Raw genomic sequence first — 22,882 nt, 5'->3', positions numbered from 1 at the left:
CGGCGCTTCAGGGCCCGGACTTCGTCGCTTTGGCGATGACGACGGGCTCGAGCTTCGTCTTGACCATGTCGAAGAGCGTGCGCGCCGTGGGCGTGGGGTGGAGCGCGAGGCCGTCGAGCTCCGAGGGCCGAAGGCTTTGGAATCGCAGCTCCGCCGAGATCTCGACGGCGCCCTCGGGCACGTTCGCGAGCACGAGGTGCACGGTATCGCTCGACGAGAAATCGGGATCTCGCTCTGGACCGAACGAGGTCGTGATGGGCCCATCGGGGTGGTCTTTCGACCAGCCGAGCGGCAAGAGGCGATTGTCTTTGAGGTAGCGGGTGGCGTCGAGCGGGCGTGTCACGACCTCGCCCTTGTCGTTGCCCAAGACGGCCTCGTACACGAGCACTTCGTCGTCCCGCGTGATGGTGTCGCGGTGGGGAAAGTACGTACCTTTGCCAAGTACGTGCCCCGCCCGGTCGACGATGCGCCCGAACGCGTCGGAGCGACCGCTCTCGAAGACGTACCCCGAGGGCCCCGTGACCTTCACGTACAGCCACGCCCGGCGTGACGGGTATCCCGTCGGCAGCTTGTGGCCCGTGCGGTTCTCGACGGTCACGTCGACCTCGAGCCCTCGCGCGGTGCGACGCGGGGCAGCCACGGTCAGCTTGGCCGCGGTCTCGAGGTTCTTCACCGTGCGCTCGGCTTGCTCCTTGAAGGCCGAGGAATCGGCCGACGCCCCCGACCAGCCGCCATCGTCGGAGAACGCGCGCAGCATGGTGACGTTCCCCCCGAGCAGCGAGTGCCGACCGATGGGCTTTCGCTCGCCGAGCCCGTTCGGCGGGATCTTGGAGAGCACGGCGGAAATGGGCACTCCGTCGTCGTCCCCGACGGGCATATGGCACGACTGGCACGACGCGCCGGAAGCGCCAGTGCTCGCGTAGACCGAGTTCCGCCACTCGAGGTACGTGACCTGCTCGGGCAGCCGCGGCCCCGTGGCCTTGCCCGTGACGTCGTGCGCGCGCGTGAAGACCGTGTGGCACGACGCGCAGAGCTCCGAGCGCGTGACGTGGTCGGAGTAGGTGGGCACGTAGCTCACGAAGAGCTTCATCGGGTCGGTGGTCGGCCCCTGATGCGGGCCGTAAATTTCCCTGTTTTCGCCCACCGAGAACGCCCCGCCGAAGGTCGTGTCGACGAGGCCCTGGGGCTTCGTGGTCTGGTGGCAAACCGTGCAGGTTGCACCTTCTCGACCGGCGTGCATCTCGGGGTCTTGGCCGGTGAAGAGCTCGGGGATGGTGATCCCTTTGCCGCCGAGACCGCGCTCGATCACGGCCGCCGGGGCGTGGCACTTGGTGCACGCGCCGTCGATCAACGCCTCGGCGCCCGGGCGCGCGGTCCGCTCTTCGTCGACGACGGCGAGGTAGAACGGATCGCGCGCGGCCATCGACATCATCGACGGCCGGAACGTCGTCACGGGGGAGATGTCGCGCCCCTTGGCATCGCGCATCACCTTGCCGTCGCCCGCGGTGTGGCACTGGGCGCACGCGTCGCTCGTGGTGAAGAAGGTCGTCTTGGCTGGAGCCTGCTTCGGGAGGGCGGCCCTACGCTCCCCCTGTGCGTTGGCCCACGCGGGCGGACCATCCGCGGGGACATCGGGAGAGCCCCCGTCGGCTTCGGGACCTCCTCCCACGCCGTCGGAGCCGCACGCGGCGATCGAGCCGAGCAGGATGGCGACGGAGAGGACCGCGTGAAGAGCTCGCATGGGGTGCACGTTCTGCGCGAGACCGCCGGAATTGCGCCCTCGTGGGAATCACTCCCCCCGAAAACCGCCGGGTTTCCGCCGCGCGCACGGGAATGTTGCACGGCGCGCGCCACTTTTCAGACGTCGCGGGGTGCACGAAGAAGCGCGCCCCTCTCCGAAGTGGAGAAGGGCGCGAGGTCACGCGAACGGTGTCGTCGGGAGAGGTCGGCTCAGGCGCCGGCCGACCAGAGCGCGTAGACGACCGCCCAGCCCATGCCGAGGAACGCGACGAAGAGGCCGATAACGGCGATGTCGAGCTTGCGGAGCGCGCGACGGCTCGCGACGAGGCCCCAGCCCATCGAAAACGTGTGGAGGCCGTTCGCGAGGTGGTACGCGACACCGAGGGTGCCGAGGAGGTAGACGCCGAGCGTGGGGCCGTGGTGGCGCATCTGCTCCGAGATGTGCGCGAACGCCTCGGGGTGCCCCTCGACGAAGCGCGGGTGGAGCATGGCGAGCCACACGTGCGCGCCGAGGAAGAGCATGAGCCCGATGGCCGAGAGGCGCTGAAGGATGAACTTCAGGTTGCCGAAGAACGTGTAGGTGTGGAGGTTCGGCCTCGTCTGCGCCATCCGCGAGATGCCCCAGATGGTGTGGAGCACGAGCGGGAGCAGCACCACGATCATGGTGATGAGGTGCGCGAGCGGGTGCGGGTACTCGGTGACCTGCGTCTGCCACGCCTGTGCGCCCTTGAACGCCGCGAGGTTGTTCCACAGGTGGTTCAACGTCCAGAGGCCGAGGGGCACCACCGCCAAGAGGCTGCCCAAACGGGATCGGAGGAACGCACCATCGGCGGCTTTGGGGGCGGAGGCTGCGGCTTCGGACATGATGAACGTCCTCTAGGCCCTCTTGGCCCTCCTTGACAAGGTTCATGCGACAAATAGAGTCTTCTACACTCTTTGTCCCGGCTGCGATTTTCGGCCTCGTCGAGGCCCTGCGCATCCGTTGCGCGAAAGGGGGCGGGAGGCGATACGCTCGCGACGTGACCGAGAACGACGGAGCGCGCGCGTGAACCGAGCCCGCATGGCCCTCTTGGTGCTCACGCCGCTCGTGGCCGTGCTCGTGCTCGTGCTCGGTCTCCGCATCGGGGGAAAGGGTGCGGTCCGCGCGGCGTCGGTGTGGGCGTCACCGCCCTCGGCGGCGCGGGGCGAGGTGGTGCTCCAAATCGTCACGTTCCTCGACGATCGCGGCGTGCGCGAGGCGGTGCACGTGTCCGCGGTCGACGTGTCCGTCACGGAGGTCACCACGGGCAAGGTGACCCACGTGGTGACCGACACGAACGTCGACGGCGTCATCGAGCTCTCGGTGCCCCTCACCCACGCGCAGTCGTCGGAGCTCGACGTGCTCGTGCGCACGAACGACGAGCCACGCCCACTGGCGACGGGCCGCGTGACCGTCCCGCGGACTCCTTTCGGTCCGAACGGCGCCACCGCGCGGCCGGCGCGTGTGACGAAGCGCACGGGCGAGCTCGTGGTCGACCTCTACGTGACGGACGAGAAGCTCGTCGTGGGATATCCCGTCCCGTCGGTCGTACACGTCACGCGCGCGGGCGGAGCTGCGGTGAGCAACGCGGAGATCACGCTCACGGCCGACCCGGGCCTCGACGCCGAGCCGTTCTCGCACACGTGCGACGACGGATATGCCTTCGGGAACCTCCGCGCCACGTTCCACACCGTAGGCCTCACGATCGCCGCCAAGACGCCCGACGGCAAAGAGGGCACGACCTTCTTGGCGCTGCCGGTCGCGCACGGCGCCTTCTACGTCGACGCCGCGCGCGAGGTCGCCCCGATGGCCCCGTTCGCCGTCACGGTGCGTGCGCCCGGTGAGCGCAAAGTGGCCTATGCCGAGATCGACGACGACGACGGACGCGTGTTCGCGACGACGTTGGCGCTCACCCCGGAGCCGTCCGGCCCGAGCGCGGCGTTCCTTGCCCCGCCGCTGCCCGAGGGCACCTATTGGATCGTGACGTCGGGAGATCCTCGCGGCGCCGAGAAGCTCGAGGGCGCGGCGATCGCGAGAGCCATAAACGTACGTAAAGACAATAAAATTCCGCCTTCGTGCCGCGAGCGGGCTGCGCTGGCGATGCGACCCGGCTTCGGCTTCACGCGACAGGAGCTGCTCGACGGGCTCCCGGAGCGACGGAGCGACGACACCAAGCGCGCGCGGCTCGGGCTCGCCATCGCCCTCATCGGCCTCTTCGCGGCCGCCGTGATCGAGACCACGCTGGCGCTGCGGATCGCGCGCGAGGCCCGTGAGACGATCGAGTCGGCCGTGCGCGCCCTCGACGAAGAGGGCAGCGAGGTCGCCCCTGCGGCGCGTGTCACGAAGCGCGCGAGCGCGGGCAGCGTGGTCGTGGGCATCGCCCTCGTCGTCCTCGGGTTCGCGCTCCTCGCGGCGCTGCTCGTGTGGAAGGCGTGAGACGGTACCTCGCGCCGAGACGAGGTCGTGTACGGTAGGGCCATGCGCAAGCCCCTCGTCGTCGCCCTCACCCTGTGCGTGTCGCTCTCGATCGCCGGGTGCAAGCGCAAGCCCAAGCCATCGCCCATCGTCGCCCCCGATCCGACGGTGAGCACGGTGCCGACGGATCTGCCCACGGCCGAGGCGAGCTCGCCCCCACCCAAGGCCTCGGCGACCCCGAAAGACGCGGGACCGACGTGGACGGTGTTCGAGCCCGAGCCCACCAAATTCACCATCACGTTCCCCGGGAAGCCCGAGCAGAAAGCCTCTCCCCAGGCGAGCGCGGCGGGCACCATGATTCAACACGAGGCGTCGTCCTCGTACCGCGACTCGTACTACGCCATCGCCTGGATGGACTTCCCACTCACGGCCCAGGTCGACACCAAAAAGGCCCTCGACGGCGCGCGTGACGGGGCCGTGAAGGGTGGCGGCGGCCGCATCCGCACCGAGAAGACCATCAAGGCCGGAAAAGCCACCGGGAGAGACATCGTGTTCGACGTCTCGAGCCCCATCAAGGCCACGGGATATCTACGGATCTACATCGCCGGAAGGCGCTTCTACCAGACCTTGGTCGTCGAGCCGGCGACCCGACCCGACGCCACCATCGTCGCCAAATTCCAGGACTCGTTCGTCGCGAAGTAGCCTATCGGCGCGTCAGCCTCGTGGGGGCACCCGAGGCACCGCCACCTCCGTGTCGTCGTCGGGGTCGTCGCGGAATGGGCCCCTGTCGAGCCTTCGCTCGAGGCGCATGTCGTCCTCGTCGAGCGCGCTCCACGCGTCACGAACCCTCGCAGGGACGCTCACCGTGATCCGAACGGCGGCGAGCCGCTCGGCGATCTTGGCCCATGAGTCCGCGTCGTAGCCCATGGTAGGGACCGAAGCATTCGGCGTGCCGACAAGAGCTCCCGCGGACCGCACGCGCGACGAGACACACGAGGGACGCAAAAGGTCCACGGGAGGACCGAGGCCGTCCTCAGGCGTGCGACTCGACGGGCGCGGGCGGCGGCCGTGACGGAATGACGAGCGTGATCTCGTCGTCGTCGTAGTCGGGCAGGAGGTCGATCGTGTCGACCTCGAGCACGTCTTCCGCTCCGTCCACGTGCGTCGCGCCCATGTCGTCTTGGCCGATGACAGCGTCCATGGGCGAGAGCGAAGCATGCGCCGTGCCTGCGAGATCGTCGCGAAAAAAGCGAGGTGACGGAGGGGGCGGAGGATCCCCTCGATCCTCGCCGCGAGAGCGCCGACCGGACATTCGGCCACGACCGAGCCTTTCGCGGGCTGGATCGGATCGATCCGACACGAGGAGCGACGAGGGCCTCACGGACCGACGCGATTCGTTCCGCTCGTCGTCATGCCGTCGCCGCGCGCAGGGCCTTGTCGGCGTCGGCCAGGATGCGTTGCGCGGCCGATTTTCCGCCCATCATGGCGCCGACGATGCCGTGCCCAGCGCGCGTAGACGCGCCCGTGAGGTAGAGCCCAGGGACTGGAGAGCGGTACCCGGGGCGAGCCTTCATGAACTGGTCGGGGGTGCACGCGAGCCCGTACCCCGTGCCGCCCGAGGCCCCGGTGAAGCGCGTGTGGCTCATCGGGCTCGCGCTCTCGCGCAAGACGATCCGCGAGGTGGCGCCCGGGAACACGTGCTCGAGCCGCGCCACGAGGGCGTCTTCGAGCTCCTGCTTGCGCACCTTGTAGGTCTCCCCGTGTTTGTAGTCCCACGAGCTCGGGTTTCCGGTGGCGCCCCACCGCTCGGGCGAGCCCGGGACGACCGCCATGATCTCGAGGCCGGTGTGCCCCGCGGGCGCGTGATGCAGGGCGTTCTCCGGGTCTTTCAGGGAGGCGCTCGTGATGTAACACCCGGCGACGCCGATGGGTCCGCTCCCGCGGTCGGCCCGCTCGTAGAACGACTCGACGTCGTAGTGATCGAACTGCCAAATATTGCTGTTGGTCATTCCGAGGTCGCGGCCATCTCCGCGGAGACCGACGAACGTCATGAAGAGCGCGGCGGCCATCTTCGAGTCTTCGACGCGCTTCACGGTCCCCGAGGGCAGATGCTCCGGCCCCACGAGCTCGAGGAACGTGCGTTTGTAGTCGGCGTTCGAGAGCACCACGTCAGCCCACACGATCTTCTCGGGGTCCCCCGCCTTCGCGGCGAGGCGGAGCCCCTTGGCGCGGCCGTCCTCGACGAGGATCTTGGACACGGGGCTCCGGAGGTGGACCTCGCCCCCGAGCGCCTCGATCCGCTCGGCGATGCGGTCGGCGATGATCTGCCCGCCGCCCTTCGGGTAGAAGGCGCCGCGGAAGTAGTGGCCCGCGAGGCCCATGTGCAAGAACGCGCTCACCTTGGACGGGGGTAGCCCGTAATCGCCACTCTGGCCGAGGAGCACCGCGCGACACCGCGGATCGCGCACCGTGCCCTCGAGCACGTCGGCCATGGTGGCGTCTTGTTTGGTGGCGAGGTAGAGGCCATCCACGGCGATCTTGGCGAGCTCGACGAGGCTCGGCCTTCGCCCCTCGGCGCGCTCGACGACGCGCCCCACGTTCATGACCGCGCGCACGAGGCGCACGTACTTGTCGATCCCTCGGCGCTCGTGAGGAAAGAGGTCGACGAGGCGCTCGCGGTAGAGCTCGAGGTTCGCGGGGATACGGAAGCGGAAATCGGGGAAGACGAGCGTGTCGAAGCCGCCGCGGTCCATCTCGGCGAACTCGACCGAGATGCCCATGTCGCGGAGGAGCCGAGGGATGGTCCCGTCCTCGTGGCAGTCTCCGATGTAGTGGAGGCCCACGTCGAACATGTACCGCGCGCTCTTCGGCCCCCGCGAGAACTGCGTGGCGCAGCCACCGGCGGTGTAGTGCGCCTCGAACACGGCCACCTTCTTGCCCTGCTTCGCCAAGGTCGCCGCCGCGACGAGGCCGCCGAGCCCGCTGCCGACGATGGCCACGTCGACCCGCTCGGGGGCGCGGGCGTGGGCGCGGCGCTTGTTGGCGAGACCGATGCGCTCGGAGGGCTCTTGGGTGAGGTCGATGGACGCGGACATGAGGCTCCCTCGGAAATGGCGCGCCTCGAGCGGCTCGCCTGCCCGACCGTTTTGACCTCATCGCGAAAGGTCTGCAACCCAAATGTGGCGCTTGTCCACATTTATGCCGAGCGCTACCGTGGGGGGATGGAACCGAAACGCGCGGGCAGGCCGAGGCGAAACGCGTCCGCGGCGCCCCCCGAGCCCGAGCGGGGATACCACCACGGCAATCTACGCAGAGCCCTGCTCGACGCGGCCCTCGCGCTCTTCGCCGAGCGCGGCACCTTCGACTTCACCTTCCGCGAGCTCGCCCGGGCCGCCGACGTCACGCACAACGCGCCGTACCGGCATTTCCACGGCAAGGAAGACCTCCTCCACGCGCTCCGCGCCGAAGGCCTCGCACGGCTCGCCGAGCTCGAGCACGAGGCGCTCCTCTCCGCCGGGCACGATCCACGCGCCCGCGTCGCGGCCCTCGGTGAGGCCTACGTCCGGTTCGCGGTGGGGGAGCCCGCCGTGTTTCGCCTCGTGCTGACGTACCCCATCGCGGAGGCCGGCCCCGAGGCGCGCGGCGCCGAGAGCTACGCGCTGCTCGAGCGCGCGATCGAAGAGGGGCGCCAAAAGGGTGTAGTTCGCACGGATCTGTCGGCCCGCGAGCTCGCCCTCGCCGCGTGGTCCCTCGTGCACGGCATCGCGTCGCTCCTCGTGAGCGGGCACGTGCCGGCCGGCCCCAAGCGCATCAAGGGGTACGTGGCGCTGCTCTCGAGCGTATTTTTCGAAGGCGCGAGCGCCGGGGCCCCCGCGCCGCGCGGATACGGCTGACCCGGTCGCTTCAGCGCCGATCGGACGTCGTTCGGCGGCGGCGGGCGGCGAAGAGACCCACGAGCCCGAAGGCCGCGAACGAGGCCCCCGAGACGTCGCCAGCCGAGGTGCCCGGGGCGGTCTCACACGCGCACCCCGTCTCGTTGCCCGGTTCGCCGCCTGCGCCAGGAGCGGGGACGGCCGTACCCGTCGGTGCGGGAGGCACCGTGCCCGTCGGCGCGGGAGGCGCCGTGCCCGTCGGCGCAGGCGGAGGGGTCGAGGCGTCGGGCTTCGTGGTTCCCGCGTCGGTGAGCCCTGCGTCGCTGCTCCCGTCCGTGCCGGTCCCCGCGTCGCTGCTCCCGTCCGTGCCGGTCCCCGCGTCACTGCTGCCGTCGGCGCCCGCGTCGGTCAGGCCACCCGGAGGGACCCCCGGGATCACGGTCTTGGTCTTGTCGAACGTGTTGTCTTCTTCGCCCGTGACCACGACGATCTGGAGCGGGTCGATGTTGGCGAAGATCTCGGGGTAGGTCTTCGGCGCGAGCACGTCCATGAGGGCGCGGATCATGGTCATCGAGCCGCCGGGCGTGCGCGTGAAGTAGCTCGGCATCGCGTTCGACACGGTGTCGAGGTAGAGCGTGGGCGACGCGCCGCCGTTCGCGGCCGACACCCGGTTCGCGAGCGTCGGGTCGACGTAGGCGAAGGTGTCGCAGCCGTTCACCATCCAAATCGTGTATTGGCCGGCGCCGATTTCGCCCTTGTTCATGAGGGTGCGCACGTTCTCGCCGAGGCCCGCGTGCCCGTTGTAGAGCACCATGTCGGCCGTGGGGGTGAGCGCCGAGTACCACGTGTCGAAGGTGACGCCGTCTTGGTAGATGCGGTATCCGGTGAGCATCACGTCGACCTTCAAGGTGCGCGCGGTGAGCTCGCCCGCGAGGAGCGGCAACGTCGCCGAGATGGTGACCTGGGGCATGGCGACGCCCGGCGTGCTCGTGAGGCCAGGGGTCTCCGTGATCTTGGTGACGTCCGGTTGGACCGAGCGCACGTAGCTCCGCACCTGCGACACGAAGGTGTTGTAGTCGCGAATTCCGGCGTCCGTGTCGGCGGTGGCGCCGCTCTCGTTCCGGCCGAACATCGCGACGACGTTGAACGACCCGTCGCTCCACACCTTGTCGTACTCGGGATATTTGCCCACGGTGTTGTCGGGCGAGCGCGTGACCGTGGCGGCCGCGAAGACGGTGTCGCTCGGCGACTGGACACACGCCCCGACGGCCGGGCGGTAGTAGTACCAGAAGCTCCAGCGGTCGGCGCCGCTGCCCTCCGAGCCTACGCACGTCGTGTTGTAGGTAGAGACCCACGTGTCGAGGCCTGCGGTGGTCGCGTCCCTCGGGACACGAAATGTGTAGCTTGCAGGCACCTGGGTAGGGCGACCCCACGCGACCGGGAGCTTCGCGTGGTAGGTGACGTCGTACGTACCCGAGGCGTTCGCCGTGGCCACGAGGTTCGTCACCTCGAGCCGCTCCATGCGGCCGACCGAGCTCTGCCCGTTGAGCTGCCCGACCGTGTACATGAGCTGCGCCGCGATCTGCGCACGGAGCGTCGTGGGAGCCTGCGAAGGCGACGTGAGCTCCCCATCGAACTCGAAGTCGAGGAGGACGCCGTGCGCGCTCGCGAAGGCGAGATCGGTCGCGCCCACGTCGGCTTGCGGCGGCGCGGAGTCGCTGCACGCGACGAGCGCGACGAGGAGCGGCGCGACGACGGACGACCGAAACGGGAGAGCGCGCATGGGGGCCTTTCTGGAGCGCGAGGACGGAGCCTGCCACCCACACGCTCGCCCCTGTCATGACATGGCCGAGCTCACGCTTCCAGTCTCGACGCAGCCCCAAGGGACCGCCGCGACTAACCCCGCGAAACCAAGGACGAAATCGAGATCACAAAAGGGCCGTGCCCCGGGGAGGGAGGGGCCCGGGGCACGGCGGGGGAGTCACGAGGCGGCGGTCAGAGGGCCGGGTAGTCCGTGTAGCCCTTCGGACCGGGCGTGTAGAACGTGGCCATGTCGACGTCGTTCAGGGGCGCGCCCTTGGCGAAGCGCGCGACGAGGTCGGGGTTCGCGAGGAACGGGCGACCGAAGGCGACGAGGTCTCCCCGCTTCTCGACGAGATCGGCCTCGGCGCGCGCGGCGTCGTACCCACCCGAGAGAACGAAAGCCCCCGCGAACGCCTCGCGGACGCCTCGTTTCAGCTCGGCCGGCACGGGCGGCGCGCCCATCGACGAGTGATCGACGAAGTGCAGATAGGCGATGCCGAGCTTCGACAGCTCCTTGGCGAGCGCGAGGTACTGCGCGTCGACGCCGTCGAACGAACCCGTCGCGTTGAAGGCGCCGTGTGGCGAGATGCGAATGCCCACCTTGTTCTTGCCGATCGCGTCGGCGACCGCGCGCACGATCTCGAGCGCGAAGCGGTTGCGGTTCTCGGCCGAGCCGCCGTAGCCGTCCGTGCGAGTGTTGACGTTGGCGTTCAGGAACTGCTCCACCAAGTAGCCATTTGCGCCGTGGATCTCGACGCCATCGAAGCCCGCGGCCACCGCGTTCTTCGCGGCCGTCAGGTGCTCGGCCACGGCCTTCGCGATGTCGGCGTCGGTCATCGCGCGCGGCGCGGAGTGAGGCTTCGGGCCTTCGGCGTCGGTGTACATGTCGCCCGGGCAGGCCACGGCGGTGGGCCCCACGACCTCGGCGCCGGCGGGGAGGTTCGCCACGTGACCGACGCGGCCCGTGTGCATGAGCTGCGCGAAGATGGCGCCGCCCTTGTCGTGCACGGCCTTGGTGACGAGCTTCCACCCCTCGACCTGCGCGGCCGAGAAGAGACCAGGGATGCGCGAGTACCCGAGCCCGTTCGGCGACGGGGAGGTGCCCTCGGTGACGATGAGGCCCGCGCCCGCGCGCTGCGCGTAGTACTCGGCCATGAGCGCGTTCGGGACGTTGCCCTCGGCGCGCGACCGGGTCATGGGAGCCATCACGAAGCGGTTCTTGAGCGAGAGGCCGGCGAGGGTGGTCGAATCGAAGAGCATGCGAGTTCCTTCCGTGGAGCCCGCAGCGTGCGCACCTTGCTTCCCTTTCGGAAGTACACCATTCCGGTCCACATCGTTCTCTCTAGGAGAACATTCACTCGAGGCGGCGCAGGGACGGATCAGCTCATTCGGGCGACGGAGTCGGAGAGCGCCGCGAGGGCCACGTCGAGCTCGTGGGCGTCGTCGCGGCTCGCGGCCTCGAGGGCGGAGGTCGCGCTCACGGCTTCGTCGGAGCGCCCGTCGCGGCAGGCCGCCTCGACCTTGGCCGCACACGCCTTGGTGGCATCGAGCCCGAAGATGGCGGCGGAGCCCTTCAGGGAGTGCGCGAGCCTCGCGCCGACTACGAGATCGCCCGAGGCGATGGCCCGGCGAAGCGAGGCGAGTTGGTCGCCGAGGGAGCCCACGTAGTCCTTCGCGAGCAGCACGGCCTCGTCGAGCGACACGTCCGCGACGAGATCGCGGAGCACGTCGTGCACGGTGGAGCTCGGCGGGGGCGGCACGGGCGACTCGTGGGTCGGCGCGTCGCGGCCGTCGCATACGGCCTGCAAGAAGCTCCGGAGCGCGTCGAGCCGGAGCGGCTTGGGGAGGTAGTCGTCCATACCCGCGCGCAGGCAGTTCTCGCGATCACCCGAGAGCACGTTGGCCGTCAGCGCCACGATCCTCGCAGGCCTCGCCCCCGCGTCGCTCTCCCACACGCGTATCGCGCGAGTGGCCTCGAGCCCGTCCATCCCGGGCATTTGCACATCCATGAAGATGGCATCGTAGCGGGTCGCCTTGACCGCCCGAATGGCCTCTCTGCCGTTCTGCGCCACGTCGGCGCTGCACCCGAGCTGCGCCAAGGCCGCGAGGGCGAGCTTTCGATTGACCGCGTTGTCCTCCACGAGCAAGAGGCGCAGCGGCCGATTGCCGACGACGATGGGCGCCACCATGCGGCTCCGAGACACCTTCTTGTCTCCCGCGCGGTCGGCGTGCGAGACGAGCAGGTTGAAGAGAGGGGACACCTTGAGCGGCTTGAGGAGCGTCGCGGAGATCGCCGCGCCATAGGACTCTCGCAGCTTGGCGCCGCGGCCCGAGCTGCACATGAGCAACACCGTGGCGCCCCCGGCGGCGAGCCCCCGAACGGCGTCGACCGACTCCCCGGAAGGGACGTCGCAGTCGAGCAGCACCACGTGCGGCGACCACCCCTCCGTCTTCGCGTCACGGAGCGAGTCGCCCGAGCGCACGTCCATGCCCCAGCGCTCGAGCATCTCGCGGATCACCCCGCGCGAGAGCGGGTGTGCGTCGGCCACGTACGCGCGGCGGCTCACGAGCGACGGCACCTGCATCGAGTGGGCGGAGCGGGTCTCTCCGAGCGACGGCGGCAGCGGGATCACGAACGAGAGCTCGGCGCCCCGACCGGGGACGCTCGCCGCCGTGATCTCTCCACCCATGAGGCCGACGAGGCGCCGGCAAATGGCGAGCCCGAGGCCCGTCCCACCGTATTTTCGCGACGTGGAGCTGTCGACCTGGTGAAACGGCTGAAAGAGGGACTCGAGCTTCGAGGCCGGGATCCCGATCCCCGTGTCGCGCACGGAGAACCGCACCTTGTCGGGGGCTTGGGCGTCGCTCGACACCTCGAGCGAGACCTCGCCGTGGGACGTGAACTTCACCGCATTCCCGAGCAGGTTCACGAGCACCTGGCGCACCCGGAGCACGTCACCGAGCACGCCGGTGGGCACGGCCGGGTCGATGCGCGCGGCCAGATCGAGCCCCTTCTCTCCTGCCGCCATGGCCACCGTCTCGACGGCCTCTTCGACGCACTGCTCGAGCGAGAACGGAGCGCGCTCGATCTCCATGTGCCCCGACTCGATCTTGGAGAAATCGAGCACGTCGTTGATGACGTTGAGGAGGCTCTCGGCGCTGCTCCGGATCGAGGCGACGAAATCGGACTGCTGGCTCGTGAGGGGAGATTGCTGGAGGAGCTGCACGAAGCCGAGCACGCCGTTCATGGGAGTGCGGATCTCGTGGCTCATCGTGGCCAAGAACTCGCTCTTCGCGCGGCTCGCCGCCTCGGCCGCCTCCTTGGCCTCGCGGAGGGACTCCTCGGCGCGCTTTCTAACGGCGTAGGCGCCGAGCTGATGGCCAATCTCGCGGAGCGCGTCGACGAGCTTCGGATTAGGTATTTCGCGCACGGGGCCGAACAGCTCGAGGACGCCGAGGAACGCCGCCCCGTCGACGATGGGGACCGCCATGTAGGACCGTACCCCACACTCGACCGCCGTAGCCGCACGCGGATCTCCCGGCACGGCCGAAAGGTCGGCCCCGACGACCGTGCCTCCCTCGGCCCACACCCGCCCCGGGAGCCCCTCGCCGACACCGAACGACGCGGCCGCGGACGAGAGGAAGAATGGCCCCGCCATGCCCTTGGCGCGCTCCCACGAAGCGACGACGCGGAGGCGCGCGCTGGGCGAGTCGCCGTCGAGCGCCCACGCGGCCCCGAGGGTGTATCCCATACGCGAGCCGACGACGCCGAGCACGTCGAACATGACGGCTTCGAGGCCGCCCGCCTTGGCGAGCGCACGCGACGCGGCGATCTGCAACGCCTGGCGATCCTGTTCGACGATGCGCTCGGTGATGTCGTTCCCCATCGCCACGAAGTGCGCGAGCTGCCCCTCGACGAAGATGGGCTGGGCGTCGACGGCCACCCAGTAGGGGCGACCATCGCGCGCGTACGCGAGCGTCTCGGTCTGGAAGCCCTCCCCGCGCAGGATCTGGGCGCGCATGTGCTCGACCGCGTTCATGTCGGAGGCGCTCCACTCGAGGAACGACGTGAGCGTCTTGCCGCGAAGCTCCTCGAGCGACCACCCGGAGAGCCGCGAAAACCCCTCGTTCGTCCACTCGATGCGACCGAGCGCGTCGGTCATGAGGATGGCGTTGGCGCTCCGCGAGGCGATGAGCGCGAGCTTGCCCGACTCGGCCTCTTTCTCGCGGAGCTGAGCCCGTTGGAGGGTGAGCCGATCGGCGAGGCGCTTGAGATCGTCGTTCGCGAGCTCGTGCGACCGCACCACGTCGAGCAGCTCGAAGGTCTGGTCGTGGAGGGCGAAATCGCTCGCGACATACCCCCGCGCCGAGAGCTCGGCGGGCCCGGCGAGCCAGGGCGACGCGAGGAAGAGGTATCGCCCGTCGATCCGCTCGACAGGGCCTCGGAGCACGGCGCCGCTCGATTTGCACTCGAGCAACATGGCCGTCCCCGCCCCGGCGACGAAGAGCCCGCGGGTGATGGGGCCGGCCGGCCGGCGCGCGACCACGTGCTCGACGAGGCGCGCGCCCGGGGCGATCCCCACGACGACCTTCGCGGCGTGGGGCCCCACGCGCGTCACGACGAGGGAGTCGTCCCACTCGAGGTAGAACGGAAATGCCGCCGCGAACGCCGCTCCGCGGAGCCCGGGGTGGGAGGGGGCGTCGTCTCCGTCGGGAGGCGGGAAATCGGGCTCGGGGGGCTCGGGTACGGGGGTCACCGTGGGGGCACCCACTCGGTGCCCGCGCGGAGCCGCGCCTCGAGATCGTCCCCCGAGATGGGGCGCGAGACGAAGTAGCCTTGCGCGAGCGCGGTGCCGACCGAGGCTAGAAAATCCCACTCTTCCCGCGTCTCGATGCCCTCGGCTACGGAGACCATGTCGAGGCGTTGCGCCATACCGAGGGTGGCCTCCAGCATGGTGGCCGAACGTGAGAGCGGCTTCACCCCGGCGACGAAGCTCCTATCGATCTTGATCTCGTCGAACGGTATTCGAAGGAGCTGTTGGAGAGACGAGTACCCGACACCGAAGTCGTCGATCGAGAGTCGATATCCCCTCACCTTGAGGCGCGCGATGTTCTCGAGACAGATGCCCGCGTCGGCCATGGCCACGTTCTCGGTGATCTCGAGGATGAGGCGCTCCGGGGCGAGGCCCGAGCCACGCGTGAGGCGGGTGATGCTGTCGGCCACGCCCGGCGTCGACAAAAACGAGAACGACAGGTTGACGGACACCGATATGGATCGCCCGAGATCGTTCCACGTGCGGGCCGCGCGGATCGATTTCTCGAGGATGATCTGCGTGAGCGAGCCGATGAGGCCCGTCTGCTCCATGGTGTCGATGAACACCCCGGGAGGCAGCACGCCGTAGCGCGGGTGCACCCATCGAGCGAGGGCCTCGGCGCCTCGAATGGCCCCGTCTTTCATGGAGACCTTGGGCTGAAAGTAAGGGACGAACTGCCCGAGCGCGAGGCCCTCCTTCAGCTCGTCATGAGAGAAGACCAGGGTCTCGCGGGACGGGCGCTCCTTCGGCTCGGGCCGCCGCACGACGCGCTGGATGTCGTCGACGGTGGCCGGCTTCTCGAGAATGCCCAAGAAGCTCATGCCACGTTCCTTGGCCATGAGCTCCATGCACGCGAGGAGCTGGCGATCCATGGCCGAGTGGAGCACGAACGATGCCTTGCTCGGGAGCGTCGCCATCGCGCACAAAAGGTCCAGTCCGTCCATCTCGGGCATCGCCAGATCGGACACGACGACCTCGACGTCGGGGTGCGCGGCGAGCAGCGCGAGGGCCTCGATGCCGTGCTCGGCCTCGTGGATCGTCGCGACGCCGCTCGCGGCGAGTCGTTTGCAGAGTACACGCCGTTGGAGCGCGTCGTCCTCGACCACGAGCACGCTCGAGGGGCGCTCGCGCCTCGCGATCTCTCCATCACCCGTATCGGATCGCGTCATAGGGCGGCACCTTGCTCCAAGGAGCAAGCAAACCTCAGCCACGGAGCGCTGGCAAGCGTCGGTGCCCTATCGGCATATGGCGCTCGACATGCCCTATGGCCACTCCGGTGACCGGTGTACGCACCTCGTCAGTTCAGGTCTTTGCGAGACGACGAGAGGCGCGCGAGGTGCTGTTTCAAGATGGCGGCGTCTTGAGCCTCGGGCTCGAGCTCGAGGACACGCTCGAAGTCGGCGCGAGCGCTCTGGGTGGCGCCGAGCCGGACGGCGAGCACGGCACGCTCGCGGAGGGCCGACGTGGAGGCCGGCGTGAGGCAGAGGATGCGGTCGAGCGCGAGGTGGGCACGCGCCAAATCGCGGCGCGCGAGGTGCACGACCTTGAGGTTCGTGAGCATGCGCACGAGCGTCCCGCGTGGGCTCGCCGGGACCAGGTGGATGGGCGAGAGCTTGGCCTTCTCGCCGAGCGTCTTTCGGAGGAGCTGCTCGACGGCCTCCCACGTGAGGAGCTTGCCCGAGAACGGGTCGACGATGGCGGCGGGCTCGTCGCGCGCGGTGGGGTTCGCCTTGTCGTCGACCCGAACGAGGTAATGGCCAGGAAAGGCGACTCCGCGCGCGCGGATCCCGAGGTGGCGGGCAACCTCGGTGTAGACGAGCGCGAGCGAAATGGGGATACCGACTCGCCGTTCGAGCACGTCGCACAAGAGGCTATTGCGCGGGTCGTGGTAGTCTTCTTCGTTGCCGTGGAAGCCGAGGGTGCCGTGAACGTGCGCCGCGAGGAGCTCGGCCTGCTCACGGGTCGACATGCCCTCGATGGATCCGGGACCGAGCGGCTCGACGAGCCGCGCTACCTTCAAGAGGAGCGCGTCGACGTCGACGCCACCGTAGGCGTCCTTCGCGATGAGCGCGGCGCCGGTCGCGACGTCGAGCTCGGCATCACCGAGGCGCGCGAGCTCCTCGAACGTTCGGGGGCGGCGCGCGAGCGCGGACCTTGGCTCACCGTGGGTGCTCATGGGACGACGAAGCATTGCGCTCGGGCCCCATTTTCGCAAGCCGGGCGCCACGGCCCGAGGAGCCGTCGGAGGTCCCCCGCCCCCTCGCCGTCGACTTTGGCTTCGCGGACTCCTCCGCTCGTGCCTCCGCGGTCGAGACGCTGGCCGCGCGGCCGGAAAATTCCACCGTCACGGCAAGCGTAACCCTCAGAAATTCATGAGGATTTCTTAGGCACCTACCTCGGAGCGGCGGGTAGGTTCGGGGCCTGGCGCACCTCCCGTCGCGCTCCGAGGCCCCCATGATCCCCTGGCGCATCGTCCGCGTGTTCTTCGTCGCCGCGACCTTGGCCTGCGGCCCGAACTCTTCGGAGTCACCGCTCGAGCCCTCGACGTCGGCATCCGGCGAAGCCCCCTCGCCCTCCACGGTGAGCCCCGGCATGCCCTCGAGCTCGAGCCCAGGGACCTCCGCGCCGCCGACCGGAGACGCCGGGACCAAGGGCACGAGCGTGCCCGTCCTGCCCTTCCCTTCGCGCCTCTTTATCCTCCCCAACCGAGAGATGCCGGTCTCGGATTTCGGGGCCGCTATCGACGCTCGTGTCACCGAGCAGCCGGGCGCCGCGTCGGTGATCGTGCTCGTGCACGGCCGGTCCTGCGGAGGTGGAGGCGAGCCGAAGAAGTCGCTCGACGAGGCCGTGCCGGAGCTCGAACGGACCATGTCGTCGGCCGTGGTGCTCTTCTCTTGGCCAGGGTCCGACGAAGGGTGCCCGCTCGGCTTCCCCGAGGCGCGAGCTCGAGCGGCAGGGCCGGCCCTCGCCTACCTCACGCAGGTGCTCTCGGCCTACCGCGCGACCGCGGGGAACAAGCTCGGCGCGCGCAAGGTGGTGCTCCTCGCCCACAGCATGGGCAACCTCGTCCTCGAGGCCGCCGTCGGCGGCACGAGCACCTTGCCCCGCGACGTGTTCGATACGGTGCTCGTGGGGTCGTCGGCGACGGCGCTCGCGGGGCACGCGACGTGGCTGTCCCGAGCGGGGCTCGGCCGCGCGACGTACGTCTCGGTGAACGGAAACGACAACGTGCTGCTCGCGGCCGGCACCGGGCGCGGGACGCGGCTCGGGCGGTCGATCGGGCAAGAGCCGCTCGCCCCCGGGGTCCTCTATGCGGACTTCGGCGGCGCGAACGTCGACCACGCGATCTACCTCCCCTCGGGGCAAAAGGGCGAGGGCATGCGCGCCTTCTATCGGACGATTCTCCGAGGGGAGCCCTTCGTCGTCCAAGGCGCTCGTGGCGTGACGCGCACCGAGGCCCGAGGCGGCGCGACCATCGCGTTCTTCGACGGGACGTGAGCCGCGTGGCGAACGAGCCCCGTTCGCGGTAGACCCGCGCCGATGCGCTACGAAGGCAGGCTCTATCGCCCACCGTCCGAGGCCGATGCCCTCATCGTGCAGGCCACGATCGGGTGCTCGTGGAACCACTGCACGTACTGCGACATGTACAGCGACAAGGCCTTCCGGGTGCGCCCCGTGGCCGAAGCCCTGGACGATCTCGAGACCGCCGCGGCGGCGTTCGGCGACCGCGTCGAGAAGCTCTTCTTGGCCGACGGCGACGCGCTCGTGCTCCCCACGGATCACCTGCGTACGCTGCTCGACCGCGCGCGCGAGCTCTTCCCCAACCTGCGGCGGGCCTCGTGTTACGCCATGGCCCGCAACGTCCTCGACAAGTCGCCCGCCGAGCTCCGAGCGCTCCGCGAGGCAGGGCTCTCGCTGCTCTACGTCGGCCCCGAGTCGGGCGACGATCTCACCCTGAAGTCGATCGCCAAAGGCGACGACGCGGCCGCGCACGTCGAGGCCGCCACGAGGGCGCACGAGGCCGGCATGGGCCTCAGCGTGATCGGCTTGCTCGGCATCGGAGGCGCCCGGTGGGAGGCGCACGCGAAGGCCACGGGCGAGCTCGTAACCGCCATGAATCCTTCGTACTTCTCGGCACTTACGGTCACGGTCGTGCCGGGCACCCCGCTCGCGAAGCTCTCCGCGAAGGGCCGCTTCGCCGTGCCCCCCGTGCCCGATCTGCTCCGGGAGCTGCGCCTCATGGTCGAGCACGCGAGCCCTACGTCGTGTGTATTCCGCACCAATCACGCCTCGAACTACCTGCCCCTCGGCGGGTCACTCCCGGTCGACAAGGCGCGCATCCTCCGCACGATCGATCGCGCGCTCGCGGGCGACGTGCCGCTCCGCCCCGAGGCCTTCCGAGGGCTCTGATTCGCCGAGACGCGCTGGGGCCGAGGGTCAGGCCCGCTCGGGCTTGCCGCGCAACGCGCGCTCGACGGCATCGACGAGCACACCTTCCAGGAACGGCTTCTCGAGGAACACGGCGTGCACGCGCTTGGCGTCGCGCGCGCTCGCGGGGCCTTGACCGCTCATCAACACGAACGGAGCGTCGATGCCTCGCGCCTTCGACCACGCCGCGAGCTCCGGGCCCGAGGTCCCGCCCATAGTCACGTCGCATACGATCGCGTCGAACGTCGCCGCCTCGAGCAGCTCCTTCGCCCGCCCGGTCGAGGTCGCCGTGGTCACGTCGTAGGTGCTCGCGAGAAGCTCCGCGGTGCTTCCAAGGACGGCGTCGTCGTCGTCGACCACGAGGAGCCGCCGACGTGCCTTGCCTTCGGTGGGACGCGCCGAGGGAGCGTCGGCCTGGCGCCGAAGCACGATGGTCGCCGTGGTTCCCGCGCCCGGCACGCTCGAGAGCGTCAAGGTGCCGCCAAAGGCCTCGACGATGTCGCGCGAGATGGGGAGGCCGAGGCCCGTCCCGAGACCGGCGGGTTTGGTCGTAAAGAAGGGCACGAACACGCGCTCGAGATCGGCCGACGAGATCCCCGAGCCCGTGTCGCGAATGGAGATCGTGACCGTGTCGGCCTCGACCCGAGTCGTGATGGCGACGACGTTCTCGCTCGCCTTCGCCGGATCGAGCGCGTGCGCGGCGTTCACGAGCAAGTTCACGAACACCTGACAGAGGCGCCCCTCGGCCCCGAGCGCCGTAGCACGGGGCGCGAGATCGAGCTCGAGCCGCCCGCGCCCGTCCAGCTCGTGGGCCGCGAGCGTCACCGCCGCCTCGATGGGCTCGTTCACGTCGAGCAAGAGCACGGGCTCGTCTTCTCGCCGGCTCAAGTTTTTGAGATCTTTGACGATTCTGGCAACGCGCTCGGTCCCCTCGTGGGCGAAGCGCGCCCCCTGCGAGAGCACGCGCAAGGTCTCGATCGAGGGGGAGGTGCCCCCCTCGAGGTGCGACTCGAGCACTCGGATCTGATGCTCGAGGTTCAAGAGCACGAACGTGAGCGGGTTGCCGATCTCGTGCGCGACGCCGGCGGCGAGGCGACCGACGGTGGTCATGCGGTCGGCGCGAGCGAGCTCCGACTGGAGGCGAATGCGCTCGGAGATGTCACGGATGATGGCGGCTGCGGCTTCGCGCCCTTCGAACGAGACACGCACGGCGGCGACCTCGCACACGATCGTGTGACCGTCGGCGTGGATGAGGCGCTCTTCCACGAACGGCACGCTCTTCCCGGGGGCGTCGAGCTGCGCCATGCGCTGCACGATGAGGGCGCGGTCGTCCGGGTGCACGGCCTCGAGCATGTTGCTGCCGAGCATGGTGCCGAGGGGGTGCCCGAGGATGCGTTCGAGGCTCGGGTTGGCGTAGACGACGACGCCCTTGTCGTGCACGAGCACTCCGTCCGGGAAGGCGTCGATCAGGGCGCGGAAGCTCCTCTGGGACTGGCGGAGCGAGGCGTCTTTCTCTTCACGGTCGGTGACGTCTCGAACGAAGCCGACCACCTTGCCGCTCGCGATCTTGCGCGCGTGGATCTCGACCACCATGGGCTCGCCCGTCGGCAGGCGAAAGCGGCGCTCGGTTCGCACGCGCCCGCCGCTCTCGAGCAGGTGGCGCTTGATCGGCGCGACCGAGAGATCGGTCTCGAAGAGGAAATCCTCGGCGAGCTGGCCCACGATCTGTTCGCGCGTGCGGCCGACGAGCTCGCATCCGCGGGCGTTCACGTCGAGGATGCGAAGATCGCCATCCGCCACGAACACCCCGTCGGGAGCGTCGTCGAAGAGAGCGCGGTACTCGGCGTGAGCCCGCCCCCCGGGGCCGTCGTGGTCCGATCCGTTCACGAGGAGCGACCATATCCCGAGCCGACGAGCCACGAAAAGGCCGGATCTGTCCTCGCACGCGTTGCGCGTTGCGCAAGGGGTGCGGCCCGATCGAGGCCCGAGACCAAGGAGACCTCGAGAAATCGCGGGCTTGCGCCATCGCAAGATTCTTCGACCCCACGGAACGCGACGTGCAAAAGAACGCCGCGATGCTCGCTCACGTCGTCGCTTACCTCAAAGAGAACCCCCTCCTCCTGCTCTTCCTCGTGGCGGCGAGCGGCTACCTCGTCGGCAAGGTGAAGATCGCCGGCGTGAGCCTGGGGGTGGCCGCGGTGCTCTTCGCCGGCCTCGGCATCGGCGCGCTCGACCCCGACTTGAAGCTGCCCGAGCTCGTCTACCTCTTCGGGCTCGTGCTCTTCGTGTACACGATCGGCCAGAGCAGCGGCCCCGGCTTCTTCGCGTCGTTCCGCAAGGGCGCGCTCCGCGACAACGCCGCGGTCCTCGGGGTGCTCGTGCTCGCCACCGCGCTCGCCGTCGTGCTCTCGAAGGCGCTCGGGCTGCGCTCGTCGTTCGGCGCCGGGCTCTTCGCGGGGGGAACGACCAACACCCCCGCCCTCGCGAGCGTGCTCGAGGCGATCAAGACCCGCGCCCCGGCCGACACCCGAGAGGCCATGCTCTCGGAGCCCGTCGTCGCCTACTCGGTGAGCTACCCCCTCGGTGTGCTCGGGAGCCTCGCGGGGGTGTGGGTCCTGGCCAAGCTCAAGGCCAAGAGAAAGGCCGACGAGCCCCCGCCATCGGGCCTGCTCGCCGAGCTCGGAGAGAAGTCCCTCGAGAGCGTCACGGTGCGCGTGGAGAAGCGCATCACACGCGACCAGGCCATCGCCCTGTGCCGCGAGCATGGGCACGCCGTGCTGCTCGGGCGCATGAAACACGGCGACGACGTGTCGCTGCTCACGAGCGACGTCACCCTCGAGCCGGGAGACCTCGTGACGCTGATCGGAGCAGGGCGACACGTGACCCGGGCGGTGCCTCTGCTCGGCGAGCGCTCCGACGAGCGGCTCGATCTCGATCGCCACGTGCTCGACTTTCGGCGCATCTTCGTGTCGCGCTCGGCCATCACCGAGAAGCCGCTCTCGGAGCTCGGCATCCCCGAGCGCTTCGGCGCGCTGGTCACCCGCATCCGCCGCGGCGACGTGGAGCTCTTGCCCGACGGAGAGACCGAGCTCCTCCTGGGGGACCGCGTGCGCGTGGTGGCACCACGCTCTAAAATGCCCGAAATTGCTAAATATTTTGGCGATTCCTACAAGACCCTCAGCGAGATCGACGTGATCACGTTCAGCCTCGGGATCGCGCTCGGGCTCCTGGTCGGCAGCATCCCCTTCCCCATCCCGGGCGGCTCTCACGTAAAGCTCGGCTTCGCGGGCGGTCCGCTCGTCGTGGGGCTCGTGCTCGGGCGGCTCGGGCGCACGGGCAAGCTCGTGTGGACGCTCTCGTACAGCGCGAACCTCACGCTGCGACAGCTCGGGCTCCTGCTCTTCCTCGCGGGGGTAGGCACGCGCTCGGGGTACGCCTTCGTGCACACGCTCGGCCAGGGAGGAGGCCTCGCGATGCTCGGCGCCGGCGCCGTCGTCACGCTCGTGACCGTGGCGACCACGATCGTGGTCGGGAGGTACTGGCTCAAGATCCCGGAGGACGTGCTCATGGGGATGCTCTCGGGCCTGCAGACGCAGCCCGCGGCGCTCGCCATGGCCGCCGAGACGAGCCAGACCGAGCTCCCCAACGTGGGGTATGCCACGGTGTACCCCTTCGCGACGATCGCCAAGATCGTGCTCGCCCAAGTGGCGCTCATGGCCTTCCAGAGCGGCGCCGGGTGACCGACAGGACGACGACGCCTCCCTTCCCCAGCGAGACCTCGAGCGATACGG

17 protein-coding genes are annotated in these 22,882 nt (G+C 69.4%); 6 read left to right on the top strand and 11 right to left on the bottom strand.

Annotation, left to right across the window (positions count from 1 at the left end):
- Positions 1-7: 7 nt before the first annotated feature.
- A complete protein-coding gene (locus IPK71_09335; protein MBK8213942.1) occupies positions 8-1,741 on the bottom strand; it encodes a hypothetical protein in 1,734 nt (577 codons plus the stop codon).
- A 209-nt stretch (positions 1,742-1,950) separates the two neighbouring features.
- Positions 1,951-2,604 carry a succinate dehydrogenase gene (locus IPK71_09330; GenBank protein MBK8213941.1) on the bottom strand — a complete coding sequence of 218 codons (654 nt, stop codon included), beginning with the start codon at positions 2,602-2,604 and terminating at the stop codon, positions 1,951-1,953.
- Positions 2,605-2,785: 181 nt separating this feature from the next.
- Between IPK71_09330 and IPK71_09325 the strand changes: the two genes are divergently transcribed.
- Both IPK71_09325 and IPK71_09320 read left to right on the top strand, forming a co-directional pair.
- Positions 2,786-4,195 (top strand): hypothetical protein, encoded by a 1,410-nt coding sequence (locus IPK71_09325; GenBank protein ID MBK8213940.1) that lies wholly within the window; start codon positions 2,786-2,788, stop codon positions 4,193-4,195.
- 42 nt (positions 4,196-4,237) lie between these two features.
- On the top strand, positions 4,238-4,876 hold the full coding sequence (locus IPK71_09320) for a hypothetical protein (protein ID MBK8213939.1): 639 nt from the start codon (positions 4,238-4,240) through the stop codon (positions 4,874-4,876).
- A gap of 12 nt (positions 4,877-4,888) precedes the next feature.
- Here the strand turns inward: IPK71_09320 and IPK71_09315 are convergent, their stop codons facing one another.
- The 3 genes from IPK71_09315 to IPK71_09305 all read right to left on the bottom strand — a co-directional run bounded on the left by IPK71_09315 (position 4,889) and on the right by IPK71_09305 (position 7,269).
- Complete coding sequence (locus tag IPK71_09315) at positions 4,889-5,101, bottom strand: hypothetical protein (protein MBK8213938.1); 213 nt, start codon at positions 5,099-5,101, stop codon at positions 4,889-4,891.
- 106 nt (positions 5,102-5,207) lie between these two features.
- Entirely contained in the window at positions 5,208-5,375 is a 168-nt protein-coding gene (locus IPK71_09310) for a hypothetical protein (GenBank protein ID MBK8213937.1), read from the bottom strand.
- Positions 5,376-5,583: 208 nt separating this feature from the next.
- Positions 5,584-7,269, bottom strand: a complete 1,686-nt coding sequence (locus IPK71_09305; GenBank protein ID MBK8213936.1) for an NAD(P)/FAD-dependent oxidoreductase — start codon at positions 7,267-7,269, stop codon at positions 5,584-5,586.
- Positions 7,270-7,395: 126 nt separating this feature from the next.
- On the opposite strand from IPK71_09305, the gene IPK71_09300 reads away from it, so the two are divergent.
- Positions 7,396-8,067 (top strand): TetR/AcrR family transcriptional regulator, encoded by a 672-nt coding sequence (locus tag IPK71_09300; GenBank protein ID MBK8213935.1) that lies wholly within the window; start codon positions 7,396-7,398, stop codon positions 8,065-8,067.
- A 10-nt stretch (positions 8,068-8,077) separates the two neighbouring features.
- Here the strand turns inward: IPK71_09300 and IPK71_09295 are convergent, their stop codons facing one another.
- The 5 genes from IPK71_09295 to IPK71_09275 form a co-directional block, all read right to left on the bottom strand.
- Positions 8,078-9,829 (bottom strand): hypothetical protein, encoded by a 1,752-nt coding sequence (locus IPK71_09295; protein ID MBK8213934.1) that lies wholly within the window; start codon positions 9,827-9,829, stop codon positions 8,078-8,080.
- A 212-nt stretch (positions 9,830-10,041) separates the two neighbouring features.
- Entirely contained in the window at positions 10,042-11,109 is a 1,068-nt protein-coding gene (locus IPK71_09290) for an alkene reductase (GenBank protein MBK8213933.1), read from the bottom strand.
- A gap of 119 nt (positions 11,110-11,228) precedes the next feature.
- Complete coding sequence (locus IPK71_09285) at positions 11,229-14,606, bottom strand: response regulator (GenBank protein MBK8213932.1); 3,378 nt, start codon at positions 14,604-14,606, stop codon at positions 11,229-11,231.
- Complete coding sequence (locus IPK71_09280; protein ID MBK8213931.1) at positions 14,603-15,832, bottom strand: EAL domain-containing response regulator; 1,230 nt, start codon at positions 15,830-15,832, stop codon at positions 14,603-14,605. Before IPK71_09280 ends, IPK71_09285 begins: the two co-directional genes overlap by 4 nt.
- Before the next feature lie 128 nt (positions 15,833-15,960).
- Entirely contained in the window at positions 15,961-16,839 is an 879-nt protein-coding gene (locus IPK71_09275) for a tetratricopeptide repeat protein (protein MBK8213930.1), read from the bottom strand.
- 278 nt (positions 16,840-17,117) lie between these two features.
- Here IPK71_09275 and IPK71_09270 point away from each other — a divergent pair, with 278 nt between their 5' ends.
- On the top strand, positions 17,118-18,161 hold the full coding sequence (locus IPK71_09270; GenBank protein ID MBK8213929.1) for an alpha/beta fold hydrolase: 1,044 nt from the start codon (positions 17,118-17,120) through the stop codon (positions 18,159-18,161).
- Positions 18,162-18,203: 42 nt separating this feature from the next.
- The gene (locus IPK71_09265) at positions 18,204-19,073 is read left to right on the top strand and encodes a radical SAM protein (GenBank protein ID MBK8213928.1); all 870 of its coding nucleotides are present in this window, start codon (positions 18,204-18,206) and stop codon (positions 19,071-19,073) included.
- A 27-nt stretch (positions 19,074-19,100) separates the two neighbouring features.
- On the opposite strand, the gene IPK71_09260 is transcribed toward IPK71_09265, so the two are convergent.
- Positions 19,101-20,978 carry a PAS domain S-box protein gene (locus IPK71_09260; protein MBK8213927.1) on the bottom strand — a complete coding sequence of 626 codons (1,878 nt, stop codon included), beginning with the start codon at positions 20,976-20,978 and terminating at the stop codon, positions 19,101-19,103.
- A 188-nt stretch (positions 20,979-21,166) separates the two neighbouring features.
- On the opposite strand from IPK71_09260, the gene IPK71_09255 reads away from it, so the two are divergent.
- Entirely contained in the window at positions 21,167-22,831 is a 1,665-nt protein-coding gene (locus IPK71_09255; GenBank protein ID MBK8213926.1) for a transporter, read from the top strand.
- Positions 22,832-22,882 lie beyond the last annotated feature (51 nt).

This window comes from Myxococcales bacterium, from assembly GCA_016712525.1.
In the GTDB taxonomy this organism is placed as follows: domain Bacteria; phylum Myxococcota_A; class Polyangia; order Polyangiales; family Polyangiaceae; genus JAAFHV01.
Note: the sequence above shows the minus strand (reverse complement) of the source record. Positions and strands in the feature narration are given on the sequence as shown.

Coding starts and splice junctions, on each gene's coding strand:
- IPK71_09295 (MBK8213934.1), bottom strand. CDS start 9,829: ATGCGCGCTCTCCCGTTTCGGTCGTCCGTCGTCGCGCCGCTCCTCGTC.
- IPK71_09310 (MBK8213937.1), bottom strand. CDS start 5,375: ATGGACGCTGTCATCGGCCAAGACGACATGGGCGCGACGCACGTGGAC.
- IPK71_09280 (MBK8213931.1), bottom strand. CDS start 15,832: ATGACGCGATCCGATACGGGTGATGGAGAGATCGCGAGGCGCGAGCGC.
- IPK71_09270 (MBK8213929.1), top strand. CDS start 17,118: ATGATCCCCTGGCGCATCGTCCGCGTGTTCTTCGTCGCCGCGACCTTG.
- IPK71_09320 (MBK8213939.1), top strand. CDS start 4,238: ATGCGCAAGCCCCTCGTCGTCGCCCTCACCCTGTGCGTGTCGCTCTCG.
- IPK71_09300 (MBK8213935.1), top strand. CDS start 7,396: ATGGAACCGAAACGCGCGGGCAGGCCGAGGCGAAACGCGTCCGCGGCG.
- IPK71_09265 (MBK8213928.1), top strand. CDS start 18,204: ATGCGCTACGAAGGCAGGCTCTATCGCCCACCGTCCGAGGCCGATGCC.
- IPK71_09305 (MBK8213936.1), bottom strand. CDS start 7,269: ATGTCCGCGTCCATCGACCTCACCCAAGAGCCCTCCGAGCGCATCGGT.
- IPK71_09255 (MBK8213926.1), top strand. CDS start 21,167: ATGCTCGCTCACGTCGTCGCTTACCTCAAAGAGAACCCCCTCCTCCTG.
- IPK71_09335 (MBK8213942.1), bottom strand. CDS start 1,741: ATGCGAGCTCTTCACGCGGTCCTCTCCGTCGCCATCCTGCTCGGCTCG.
- IPK71_09330 (MBK8213941.1), bottom strand. CDS start 2,604: ATGTCCGAAGCCGCAGCCTCCGCCCCCAAAGCCGCCGATGGTGCGTTC.
- IPK71_09315 (MBK8213938.1), bottom strand. CDS start 5,101: ATGGGCTACGACGCGGACTCATGGGCCAAGATCGCCGAGCGGCTCGCC.
- IPK71_09290 (MBK8213933.1), bottom strand. CDS start 11,109: ATGCTCTTCGATTCGACCACCCTCGCCGGCCTCTCGCTCAAGAACCGC.
- IPK71_09275 (MBK8213930.1), bottom strand. CDS start 16,839: ATGAGCACCCACGGTGAGCCAAGGTCCGCGCTCGCGCGCCGCCCCCGA.